At 33.3% G+C, this 12771-nt stretch carries 10 protein-coding genes; 4 read left to right on the plus strand and 6 right to left on the minus strand.

Annotated elements, in window-relative coordinates:
- Positions 1–6 precede the first annotated feature (6 nt).
- Positions 7–549, plus strand: a complete 543-nt coding sequence (locus ANASTE_RS02735) for a hypothetical protein (RefSeq protein WP_007049380.1) — start codon at positions 7–9, stop codon at positions 547–549.
- On the plus strand, positions 542–1018 hold the full coding sequence (locus ANASTE_RS02740; RefSeq protein WP_007049381.1) for a GNAT family N-acetyltransferase: 477 nt from the start codon (positions 542–544) through the stop codon (positions 1016–1018). Before ANASTE_RS02735 ends, ANASTE_RS02740 begins: the two co-directional genes overlap by 8 nt.
- 16 nt (positions 1019–1034) lie before the next feature.
- Here ANASTE_RS02740 and ANASTE_RS11225 read toward each other — a convergent pair whose 3' ends face one another.
- From ANASTE_RS11225 to ANASTE_RS02760, 5 genes are all read right to left on the minus strand, one after another.
- Positions 1035–3653, minus strand: a complete 2619-nt coding sequence (locus tag ANASTE_RS11225; RefSeq protein ID WP_007049382.1) for an ATP-binding protein — start codon at positions 3651–3653, stop codon at positions 1035–1037.
- A 173-nt stretch (positions 3654–3826) separates the two neighbouring features.
- Complete coding sequence (locus tag ANASTE_RS02750; RefSeq protein ID WP_007049383.1) at positions 3827–5185, minus strand: response regulator; 1359 nt, start codon at positions 5183–5185, stop codon at positions 3827–3829.
- A 14-nt stretch (positions 5186–5199) separates the two neighbouring features.
- Positions 5200–6423: a histidine kinase dimerization/phospho-acceptor domain-containing protein gene (locus ANASTE_RS11230; protein ID WP_007049384.1), complete on the minus strand. Its 1224-nt coding sequence runs from the start codon at positions 6421–6423 to the stop codon at positions 5200–5202.
- Positions 6424–6580: 157 nt separating this feature from the next.
- Positions 6581–8494, minus strand: a complete 1914-nt coding sequence (gene thrS / locus ANASTE_RS02755) for a threonine--tRNA ligase (protein WP_007049385.1) — start codon at positions 8492–8494, stop codon at positions 6581–6583.
- 503 nt (positions 8495–8997) lie between these two features.
- Entirely contained in the window at positions 8998–9312 is a 315-nt protein-coding gene (locus tag ANASTE_RS02760) for a helix-turn-helix domain-containing protein (protein ID WP_007049386.1), read from the minus strand.
- A 538-nt stretch (positions 9313–9850) separates the two neighbouring features.
- Here ANASTE_RS02760 and ANASTE_RS02765 point away from each other — a divergent pair.
- Both ANASTE_RS02765 and trpS read left to right on the plus strand, forming a co-directional pair.
- Positions 9851–10450, plus strand: a complete 600-nt coding sequence (locus ANASTE_RS02765) for an HD domain-containing protein (RefSeq protein WP_007049387.1) — start codon at positions 9851–9853, stop codon at positions 10448–10450.
- A 445-nt stretch (positions 10451–10895) separates the two neighbouring features.
- Positions 10896–11897: a tryptophan--tRNA ligase gene (gene trpS / locus ANASTE_RS02770; RefSeq protein WP_007049388.1), complete on the plus strand. Its 1002-nt coding sequence runs from the start codon at positions 10896–10898 to the stop codon at positions 11895–11897.
- A gap of 439 nt (positions 11898–12336) precedes the next feature.
- Here the strand turns inward: trpS and ANASTE_RS02775 are convergent, their stop codons facing one another.
- The gene (locus tag ANASTE_RS02775) at positions 12337–12684 is read right to left on the minus strand and encodes a hypothetical protein (protein WP_007049391.1); all 348 of its coding nucleotides are present in this window, start codon (positions 12682–12684) and stop codon (positions 12337–12339) included.
- Between the last annotated feature and the right edge of the window lie 87 nt (positions 12685–12771).

Below are 12771 nucleotides of genomic sequence, written 5' to 3' on the forward strand. Positions count from 1 at the left end.
GTACATATGGCAGAAACACTCTACACCCTACATTTCAATTACTCTTATATCCCGATATTATTGATACCTCTTATTGTATCAATTGGATTTTTTACTTTCAATAGGTGGTATACAAGGCAAAACTCGGGAGTAAATGAACCCCGCAATAAGCTACATAAAAAGTATATAGCAAATAATATACTCACAAAAGCGGTAGGCTTGATCACGTTTATATTATTTATTTATACATCTGCGGGTTATCTGATAGACTACTTTGACTTAAAAGAAAAATATGAAACCGATAATTATAAAACAATAAGCGGATATGTAGAAAGATTTCATGCACTAAAAAAAGAAGGACACGACAGCGAACATTTTTATATAGATGATATTTATTTTGAATATTCAAACAGAGAAATGATGAGCGGATATAATATCCCTCTATATAAAAACGGAGCGATAAAAATTAACGGTCAATATTTGATTATAAAATACGTCACATATGAAAACGGAGAAAATGTGATAATTGAAATAAAAGAAGATAAAATCAAGGAGATGAAGAATGAATAAATTAAAATTCAGATTTGCAGAACCGAAAGACACAAAGTTAATACTTACATTCATAAAAGAACTTGCGGTATACGAAAATATGCTGGATGAAGTAGTGGCAGATGAAGAAACTTTGAACAAATGGCTGTTCGAAAAGAAAAAAGCCGAGGTAATAATCGGAGAAGTGGAAAACGAACCCATTGGATTTGCATTATTCTTCCATAATTTTTCTACATTCCTTGGTAAAAGCGGAATATACTTGGAAGACTTATACATAAGAGAAGAATATAGGAAAAACGGTTACGGCAAAGGTTTTCTAAAGAAATTAGCTCAGATCGCAAAGGAAAGAGACTGCGGGAGACTTGAATGGTCCTGTCTTGACTGGAACAAACCGAGCATCGATTTTTATCTTTCATTGGGAGCGGAACCTATGGACGAATGGACGGTTTACAGACTGACGAGAGAAAAAATAGACAGACTGGCGAAATAAGAAAAGATACTTACTATTAGTAAGTATCTTTTTTGTTATATATATTATTTAAACTATCTATCAAATTTCCGATATTTATAGGTTTGCTTATATGAGCGTTCATACCAAAGCTTATACTCTTTTCAATATCATCTTCGAAAGCATTTGCACTTATAGCGATTATTATGACTTCTTTTGCGTCTTTCCTGTCAAGGCCCCTTATTATTTCAGTCGCTTGATAACCGTCCATTACAGGCATTCGTATATCCATGAATATTATATCGAAATCATATGGCTTGGATTTTTCAAAGGCTTCAACTCCCTCTTCACCGTTTACGGCACAAGTGACTTTGCAGCCCTGCAATATAAGAAGCTCCCTTAATATTTCCATATTAAGTTCATTGTCTTCTACTATAAGGACGTTTTTGCCCTTTAAAATATCTTCGTTTTTATAATTTATATCCTCAAAGTTCAAGTCTATATTATCCATTCCGTATAAAACATCTATTATGGAAGATATAAACATAGGTTTATTTATAAAAGCATCGGCTCTTTCCCACTTCTTATCATCCATTATATCGATGGTATCATATGAAGAAACGATGATTTTTATATCGTTCTCAGCAGTATCTTTTATATCATCAATGACCTTAGATGCACTCATATCGTTTAAATCATCATAGATCATACATATATCATATTTGCTTGGGTTTTCCTTTATTTCTTTAATACCGCATTCTCCGCTTCCGATGCACTTATAATCTATTTTCATGGTTTCGAATATATAAGCCATCCTATCCAGAGTTTCCGGCATACTGTCTATCAAAAGTATATTCAGTTTTTTATTCATAAAAATATCTATGTTCGGCTCCGGTATTCTGGTAAAAGGCAAATCTACGGTAAAGGTACTTCCCTTTCCCACTTCGCTTTTGAGAGAAATATTACCGCCGAGCATTTGTGTAAACCTCTTTGCGATAGGAAGCCCAAGCCCCGTCCCTCCGTAGTTATAAGAAACGGAAGCATCTTCTTGTTCGAAAGGATTAAATATTTTATCAAAGTTTTTCTTTTCTATACCCACCCCGGTATCAGATACCTCAAACCTTATCCAAACCTTATTATCTTCTTCTTTTAATAAGCTTATCCTGTTTGTTATTTCCCCGCCTTTATCGGTGAATTTAACGGCATTTGAAAGTAAATTTACTATTATCTGATTTGTATGAAGATAATCTCCTTTTACATATGAAGGTATATTCCCGATAAGTACACTCTTAAACTTTATGCCCTTTTCTTTTGCCTGCGAAAAGAAAAGGCTGACGGTGGATTCAACAAAATTCCTAAATCCGAATTTTTTATTCTTAATTTCGACTTTTCCGCTTTCTATTTTCGACATATCCAATATATCGTTTATCAAAACAAGCAAATGTTTCGAAGAAGCGGAAATTTTATTCACGCAGTCTATTTCTTTTGATTTGTTGTTAATATTTTCTCTTGCCAAAGTGACCATACCTATTATACCGTTCAGAGGAGTTCTTATTTCATGAGACATCCTCGATAAAAAATCACTTTTTGCTTCATTCGCTTTCTCTGCCTTTTCAAGTGCATTCTTTAAGCTTTCCTGCATCAATACTTGATCGGTTTCATCGCTGTAAACAGTAAGCCATACATCTTCTCCGTCGGCATCTACATAATTAACCGACATCTTGATTTTTAGGACCTCACCGGAAATAGGATGATGATAATCAAAGGTATACTCCCAGTCTTCTTTATCCGTACTTTTTTGTATTTTACTTATCTCTTCCCTGTCTTTTTCATCTATATTTCTTATTATCAAATCATATCCGTTCAATAGCTTTTCATGCTTTATTCCAAAGAGCTTCTCCGAACTCTCGGATATGAAATTTTCGTTAGGGTCATTTAAATTATGAAGGAAAAGACCCTGAGCGATGTTCTTTGATATAGTGTCAAATATGGAGTTTTTATAATTTATTATTTTATTCTTTTTATTCAAAGATATTTGATATGCTATCAGTCCCAAAATAATTATAAGGAACATAATAATAGATATAGACTCAGAAATGTTTTTTATATCATTTGCATTCATATAAAAGCTATGTATTTTTATATCGACCTTATTTTGTATTTTTACTACAAGAGTGTCGATTTTATCAAAATAAGGATTTACGTTATCCGTCATATACTTATTTATTTCTTTATACTTATAATTTTCATCTGACGCATTTTTTAAAAGGATATTTTCATTTTTCTTTAACTCACGGAAATTATTGTAAAGTTTTCTGACGTTACCGTCATTGGCATCAAAGAAACTTCTTAAGTTCAAAAATTCGCCTTCGACACTAGCATAAATATTTTCAATATCTTTACTTATATGTTTTATATTATCTTTTGTACTGTTGAATTTCAAATTTTCATTATATACTTTTAGCTTATCTATCTCCGCATTTACTTTATCCGTAGAAACAAGAACTTCGTAAGGTCTTCTGACTATCAAGTCTACCTGATCCATAAGTTTATTCATGTTGAACATGATTATATAGAAATAAAGAGCTAAGAAAAAAATCAATACCCCCCATAGAAAAATGATTTTTTTATTATCTCTTAAGCTTTTCTTTATATACTTCTTATCGCTGATTTTCATTAAAAAATGCCTCTTTTATGTAATATATATCATTTTAACATAAATACGTTAACATTAAAACTTGAAACTATATTAAATACTTTTTTTGAATTTATACTCAAACAATATTATACTACCAATATTAAATAATTGCAAAACAAAAAAGAGCATAGTAAAATGCTCTTTTTTGTTTTTTAACTAAACTGCGCACCCAGTTTATCATATATCTCATCCATATTTATAGGTTTACCTATGTGGTCATTCATACCGCTTTCAATACTCTTTCTAACGTCACTTTCGAATACATTTGCCGACATTGCGACAATGGAAACAGTCTTGGCATCTCTTCTGTCAAGCTTCCTTATCTCTTTCGTCGCTTCATAGCCGTTCATAACCGGCATTTGGATATCCATAAGAATCAAGTCGTAATATCCCTCTTTAGAACCTGCAAACATATCGACGGCTTCTTTTCCGTCTTTTGCTTTTTCAACTTCGGCACCGTTCATTATCATAAGTTCCGAGGCTATTTCAAGATTGAGGTCATTATCTTCCGCAATTAAAATTCGTTTTCCAGCAAAGACATTTCCAGCAAAGCCGTCTTTCATGACTTCATAAGTTTCATTATGGTTCTTTGCGTTTTCAATGGCTTCAACGATAGTGGATTCGAATAAAGGTTTGTTTATAACTCCGTTTGCCCCTACTCTCAAAGCTTCTTCTCTTATTTCTTCCACATCATAAGCTGTTATGAGTATTACGAGGATATCTTTATCCTCTGCAATTTCCCTTATCCTTCTTGTAGTTTCGATACCGTCTATATAAGGCATTTTCCAGTCGATAAGACACACATCGAATTTATCATTTTCTTTTATGGACTCTTCTATTTTCTTTATTGCATCAAATCCGTTATCTACCCAGTCGGCATTTAATCCGATTTTATTTAAAAGAGATTTTGTATTTGTACAAGTTTCGATATCATCATCCACAACGAGTACATTCAAATTCCCCAAATCCGATTTTCTTATAGGTTTTTGGTCAAGGACTTTTTTAAAAGGTATTTGGACTATAAAATCACTTCCCTCGCCCTCTTTGCTTTGTACACTTATTTCTCCTCCCATAAGATGAGCAAAACGTTTAGAAATAGAAAGTCCGAGCCCCGTTCCTCCGTAGCGTTTCGTTATACTGTCATCTTCCTGCTCAAAGGCATTGAAAATCTTATCCGCATTCTCTTTTTTGATACCGCAGCCGTTGTCAATGACTTCAAACTTAAGTATGTCTTCATCAGTACTGCTTTTTACCAATGTTATTTTAAATTTAATCTTTCCGTTATCAGGAGTAAATTTAAGCGCATTTGAAAGCAGGTTACCCAAAATTTGATTTAATCTCAAAGAATCGCCATTGAGCTGTTCGGGGATATCGCCGATCAAAATCGTTTCATAATCTATGTTTCTGGCTTTTGCCTGAGTAAAATAAATAGAAGTTATGGACTCGATAAATACTCTGAAATTGAACTTCTCATTCTTTATTTCAACTTTGCCGCTCTCGATTTTAGCCATATCCAAAACATCATTTACAAGGACAAGGAGATGCTTATTTTATTGAGGCAGTCAAGTTCTTTTTTTTCGTCTTTAATATTTTGTATGGCGATCAAAGTCATTCCCGTGATACCGTTAAGAGGTGTCCTTATTTCATGAGACATCCTAGATAAGAATTCACTCTTTGCGATACTCGCTCTTTCTGCATTGTCAAGTGCATTTTCGAGTTTTCTCTGCATATTTTTTCTTTCCGTTTCATCGGTGAATACTGTGATCACAACGGGGATATCCTTATCCCGTACGTAGTAATATTCGAGAAGTATGTTTTTCTTTTCATTTGTATTGGGATTTGTATAAATAAAAGAATAACTCCAATTCGAATCAACATTCTTCTCAGATAAGTCTTTAAGATATTCTATCTCTTCATTATTTATATATTCGCTGATCACACCAAAATCAGAAGATAATAATTCACGACCATCGAAACCCAATATATTTTTTATATTATCGGATATGTAATCATCTTCTTCATTTTTAAGATTTTTTATATAAAAAGCATTGTCTATATTTTTTGAGACTATATCGAAAAGCTTATTTTTGTAATTGATAAGTTCATGCTGCTTTGAAATAAAATATTGATAAACCGCTACTGCTACTAAAGTCAATATCAGCACAACTATCGATAAAAAAACAGAGACATTTTTATTATATATGGCGGTTTCGGTGATTTTATTAAATTTATTTTCCGCAGAGACCAAAATATTATCATTTAAATCTTCCATTTTTGAATAAAGCGAATTTAAATTTTTATTTTGAAAAGCTTCCATTTCTTCGTAGCTTCTGTCTCCGGTTTTACCATAATCAATGACCGCAATGTGTTCCTTTTTTATTTTGGAAAAAATATTATAGAGTTCGGCTGCTTTACCTTTTGAAATAAGAGTCTTTTCTTCTATTTCCTTTATACTTTTTTCAAGTTTGGGATAAAGACTTTCCATGGATTTTTCCATCCTTGAAGTTTCCGCATTATTATTGTTATATAAAAGCTTTTCGGAGTGTATCCTCATTTCTTTTATATAGGTTTCAACATCACCCGAAGCTATGATGACTTTCAGGGGATGTTCCCGCATACTCTCGACCTGATTAATAATCTTATTGGAATTAATTAGATTGGAAACGAAAAGAACAATAACAAATAAAACCACAGCAAGCCCTGCGATCCATGTTATCTTTCCGTTTGATATTCTCTTTTTTCTATCCACACCTATTGTCCTCTTTCATAATAATACTTTAAACCACATATTATACTAATATATTCATTATAGCCTCTTTATTCTATATTGTAAATCATAAAAAATTATTTCTAAAGTATATTTATAAATAAAAAAGAGCAGTATGTAACTGCTCTTTTTTTATATGCTAAATACTTTTTTCTTCTATTTCTTTTACTGCTTTATTTATAAACTCGTCTACACTCATTGCACCGAGGTCTTCCCCGTCTTTTCTTGCACGAACGGATATGACGCCATTTTCCATATCTCTGTCCCCGGCGATTATCATATAAGGAACCTTTTCAAGCTGAGCTTCTCTTATCTTATATCCCATTTTTTCGCTTCTGTCGTCTATTTCACATCTGATACCCTTTTGTTCAAGCTTATCTTTGATACCTTTTACATATTCAAGATTTCTGTCCGTAATAGGAATAAGTTTAGCCTGAACGGGAGCTAACCATAACGGGAATGCACCAGCAAAATGTTCCGTTAAGATACCTATGAAACGTTCTATGGAACCGAAGATAACTCTGTGTATCATAACAGGTCTGTGTTTTTCGCCGTCATGACCGATATAAGTAAGGTCAAATCTTTGAGGCATTTGGAAGTCAAGCTGTATAGTACCGCACTGCCATGTCCTTCCCAGACAGTCTTCCAAGTGGAAGTCCAGTTTCGGTCCGTAGAATGCACCGTCGCCTTCGTTTACCACATAGTCCATACCCTTTTCTTCCATAGCTTCTCTTAGAGCTTCCGTAGCCATGTTCCAGTCTTCGTCCGAACCCATCGAATCGTCGGGTCTTGTTGAAAGTTCAACGTGATATTTAAATCCGAACATATTATATACATAATCGATAAAGTCGATAACACCTATAACTTCTTCTTTGATTTGTTCGGGAAGCATGAATATATGAGCATCGTCCTGAGTAAAAGTCCTTACTCTCATAAGACCGTGAAGTGCACCGGATAACTCGTGACGATGTACCTGACCCATTTCCCCTATCCTTAGAGGTAAATCTCTGTACGACCACATCTTTCTTTTATAAACAAGCATAGAGCCTGGACAGTTCATAGGCTTGATTGCATAGTCGTTATCGTCTATCCTAGTAAAGTACATGTTGTCTTTATAATGATCCCAATGTCCGGAAGTATGCCAAAGCTGTTCGTTTAATATAAGAGGAGTCTTGATTTCCTGATATCCTCTTTTTCTGTGTTCTTCTCTCCAAAAGTTTTCAAGCTCGTTTCTTATAACCATTCCTTTCGGAAGGAAGAACGGGAAGCCCGGACCTTCTTCGCAGATCATGAATAAGTCCATATCTTTGCCGATTTTTCTGTGGTCTCTCTTCTTTGCCTCTTCAAGCATAGCAAGGTATTCTTCGAGGAGTTTTGCTTTAGGGAATGAAATCCCATATACCCTTTGAAGCATTTTTTTGTTGCTGTCCCCTCTCCAGTATGCACCTGTCGTAGAAAGGAGCTTTATCGCCTTTACCGGCTTTGTGTTAAGTAAATGAGGTCCCGCACAAAGGTCGGTAAACTCTCCTTGTTTATAGAAAGAAATTATGCTGTCTTCGGGTAAATCTTCTATCAATTCCACTTTATAATCTTCATTTGCCTCTTTTTCAAATCCGATAGCTTCTTTTCTTGGTAAAACGAATTTTTCGATAGATAAGTTTTCCTTAACTATTTTCTTCATTTCAGCTTCGATTTTTTCAAGGTCATTTTCCGTTATGGGAGTTTCTATATCGAAGTCATAGTAAAATCCGTTATCTATACTCGGTCCTATGGCAAGTTTTACTTTGTCGCCGTAAAGTCTCTTAACAGCCTGAGCCAATATATGACTGGTCGTATGCCAGAATGCTTTTTTACCCTCAAGGTCATCGAATTTATAAAATACGATACTTGCGTCTTTATCTAAAGTGGTTCTTATATCCACGATTTCGTCATTAACTTTTGCGCATAAAACGTCTCTTTTAAGTGCGGGAGATATACTTTCGGCAATATCCAAAACGCTTACGCCGTTTTCAAATTCTTTTATGTTTCCGTCCGGAAATGTTACTTTTATCATTTTATTTCCTCCTTTTATTAGGAAAGATTAATACCCTTACCTAACAAAAAAGTATATCAAAATATGCTGTTAAAGTCAATATAAAGGGGTTTTAAGGTTTCGCCATATGACCTTACATTCTGTAGGGTTCCACCCTACGACCCGCCATTTTTTGCTTGTCCAAAGAATGGAAGAAACGACCCCGCTGGGCGCGGTGCCTTACTACGCTTCTTGATTTTCTAAGTAATGCTGCCCGCATTCCTTGAAAAAGAAGCTACCCCTACCATTTTATAAAAAAGATATAACTTAAAAAAATAAAAGCCTTATATGATTTATTCTCTGAAAATCCCCAGTAAGATACATTATAAATTTATTTTAAAGTGTTTAATACGCCTATTTATACATTAAATAAACTATTTATTTATAAAATATTCTTTAATATCTAACCTTTTTATTCTTAGTTATAAATACAAAGAAAATTTATCTGAAAAATCTTCATTTCCTTTATTTCAGCTCAACTTTTTTTAATAATTAAGATTATCAATCAATATTTTTCGTTCTTCTTTTGTACAGTCTTTAAACAGTAAATCAATCTCCCTGATTGTTAGATACATAGACCTTTTTCCCAAATCCAAATCTAAAAGATCATCCAAACTTACATTTAAAACATTTGCAATATTTACTATAGTCTGGAGTGATGTCTTTTCATTTCCATTTTCTATGTGACTAAGGTGACTTACTGACAAGTTCACGTACTCTGCTAATTTTTCCTGTGTAACACCTTGTTTTTTTCTTTCCTCTTTTAACCTTTTTCCTAGTTTTCTATAGTCTATTTTCATTCACTGCACCATATTATTTGTTTAAATTATCATTTATAATTATTTTATCATTTTTCTTGAACAAAACAGGAATGTATACATTCCATTTCAAATATTATTTGAGAAATAAATGTATCCAAAGAAGGCTATTTCTAAAAACTATCCGTAAAACTTATATTTTACGGGGGCTTGGTAGCATTTTTCACAAGAAACACGGGAAGCATCTTCTATTGATTTGCTAATATGCCTAAAGCAACATTTATATGTTTCTTTATTATATACCGAAAATCTTTAAAACTGCTGATGTACTACCCTTACATAAAATGTTTATATTAAATCAAAGTCAACAACTCTCTCAGGTAATTTGCGGGTGAACGACTTCGGTAAGTTAAAGATCTTTTTTGCCGAAGGCTAAGCCGCCGCAGCTAGTGGAGCCCTTTATTCTAAATCTTTGGGCGAGCAAAGATTTAGCGGGGTGTAAGGGGCGGAGCCCCTAGATACTTGCTTTTAATAAAATGATTATTTATAATGAAACATATTAAATAAAACGGAGAGAAAAATGGATAAAAATAGGATAGATAAGCAGTTTGAATTTTTCAGAGAAATAGATAAAGAAAAGTTTATCGAAAGACAGACATATTTAACGGGCGCAAAGAGGAAGGAAAACGACGCAGAACACGCTTGGCATATGACTATAATGACTTTTTTACTGAGCGAATATGCAAACGAAGAAATAGACGTACTGAAGACGATAAAAATGTTACTCATTCACGATATAGTGGAAATAGATGCGGGAGACACTTTTGCCTACGACAAAGAGGGACAAAAAACACAAAGAGAGCGTGAAGAAAAAGCGGCAAAGAGGATTTTCGGACTTCTCCCTTCCGACCAAGGAGAAAAACTAATGGCTCTATGGGAAGAATTTGAAGAGGGAGAAACAAAGGAAGCAAGGTTTGCACATACAATGGACAATATCCAGCCTATGATGTTAAATGCTGCAAACGACGGCAAAAGCTGGCAGGAATGGGGAGTAAAACTCGAACAAATACTTAACAGAAACACAAACACAAATAAGGGTTCCGAAGTATTATGGGATTATGCATATAACAACTTCATTCTTCCAAATGTTGAAAAAGGCAGGATAAATGGTGAAGAATAATATAATTTTGATTATATAAAAATATTTATTATCATATACATTCATATTTCTTATAACTTATTTTTTAATATATACCAACAAAATAAGTTTCGTAATGTGATTTATTTAAAATAATCATAGGCTAATTGTTATAATACTTATTTTATCTTAATCATATTTTAAATAAGTTAAGATACGATTATATTTTATTAATATATATAATTTACGGTAAAAAAAGTTAAATGATTAAAATATATAATTTTAAAATCCCAAGCTAATTATATTATCAATAAAAATAATAAATCAAATAATGTATAAATAAGACCTATCCAGTCATTATTTATATCAAGTAACAGATTTACTCAATAATCTTTGTTTTTTATTGAAAATAAAGAGAAATATTGTTATTATTAATAATTATAGTAAAAGCATAAAATCAAATTTAAATATATTCAGAGGTAGGACTATGTCAGAAGATAAAAAAACCATACTAAGCGGTATCCAATCCAGCGGAGAATTTACAATAGGAAATTATTTCGGAGCGATAAAGAACTGGGTAGAACGTCAGGACGATTATAACTGCATTTATTTCATAGCCGATATGCACGCAATAACAGTAAACCAAGTTCCGGCGGATTTAAGAAGAAGAAGTTTTGAATGTGCGGCAATGCTCCTTGCAAGCGGTATTGACCCTAAAAAATCTCTTTTATTCATTCAGTCTCACGTTCCCGCTCACGCAGAACTTCAGTGGATACTTAACTGTAACGCTCACATGGGAGAGCTTTCGAGAATGACTCAATATAAAGATAAATCCAAGAGTCAGGGAGAAAATATAAAAGTGGGACTATTCGACTATCCCGTACTAATGGCGGCGGATATACTTCTTTATCAGGCAGACCTCGTTCCCGTCGGAGACGACCAAAAACAGCATTTGGAACTTACAAGGACAATAGCCAACAGATTTAACAATAACTACTCTCCTACTTTCAAAGTTCCCGAAGGTTACTACGGAGAAAACGGAGCAAGGATAATGTCGCTTCAGGATCCTTTAAAGAAGATGTCAAAATCCGATGAAAATAAAAACGGATTTATTTCTATGATAGATAGTAAAGATGTGATAATGTCAAAATGCAAAAGAGCGGTAACGGACTCGGATATGAACATCATTTACGATAAAGAAAATAAACCAGGAGTATCAAACTTGCTTGAAATATACTCCTGTGCGGCAAATAAAACTATGGAAGAAGCGGTAAAAGATTTTGAGGGCAAAAACTACGCATACTTTAAAAATGCGGTGGGAGAAAGTATTGCAGACAGACTCTCTCCTATCCAAAACGAATTTGACAGACTATGCAAAGATAAGACTTACGTCAACGAAGTTTTGAAAGACAGCAGAGACAGTGCCTCTTATATAGCTAATAAGACACTCAGAAAAGTAAAGAAAAAAGTAGGTTTCTACAGCTTATAAAAAATAAAAGGAGTAAGTACGATTACTCCTTTTTTAATGGATAAAAATATGATGCAGAAACAAAAAAATACTAAGAAAACCAAATAAAAATGATTTTTTTTGTCTGAAATACTAAAAGACAAAGAAACCATGTACGATTATAAGCATGGTTTTAGTGTCAAAGAAGTAAAATTTAGATTAATAAACGGCTTTGCAGGTATGAAAATGACGGGTTCGGATTAATGGTCGCAAAAATTAACGAAGAAGGTAAATTCATAGGTCAGTGTGGTCTTACAATGCAGGATTATAAAGGCGAAAGCACATCTAATATAAGATAACTGTTTAATAATATTTTCAAAACAAGGAATAATTAAAAAAGCACAAAGAAATAATTGAAAATCTTTTTATGTATAAAATTTATTAAATTCAAATAGAGCCAAGATAGGATTATCCTATCGAACTATACAATATCCTCACCCAATAAGATTTTGGGCATCGTAGTAAGACAACGGTTCCATCTTTTATAAAATTTCTCCAATCCAAGCTTTGAAACTCGGGCATGAGTTTCTTCATCCTCCAGAGTCCAATGCAAAATATATGTAACTTTACCTACCCATTTAGTAAGACGGATAGGTGGTTCACCTTCCTTGACTGCATTAAAATCTTTTTGGCGGTGTGTACGTTTGATATACTTCACATCTATAACACCTCTCTGAGAAAGATAAAACTCGGCAACCTCTTTCATTAAAGTTTCTATTTCATCTTGTTTGTTGATTTTCGCTTCATAAATGCAGATTTCATTAAACATCAAAAGACCTCCTTTAAAAACATATAGCTATGTTTTCATTCTAGCATGAGCCATTTGGTAATGTCAAACAGCTCACTTAGTTACGTT

Source organism: Anaerofustis stercorihominis DSM 17244, from assembly GCF_000154825.1.
Classification (GTDB): domain Bacteria; phylum Bacillota; class Clostridia; order Eubacteriales; family Anaerofustaceae; genus Anaerofustis; species Anaerofustis stercorihominis.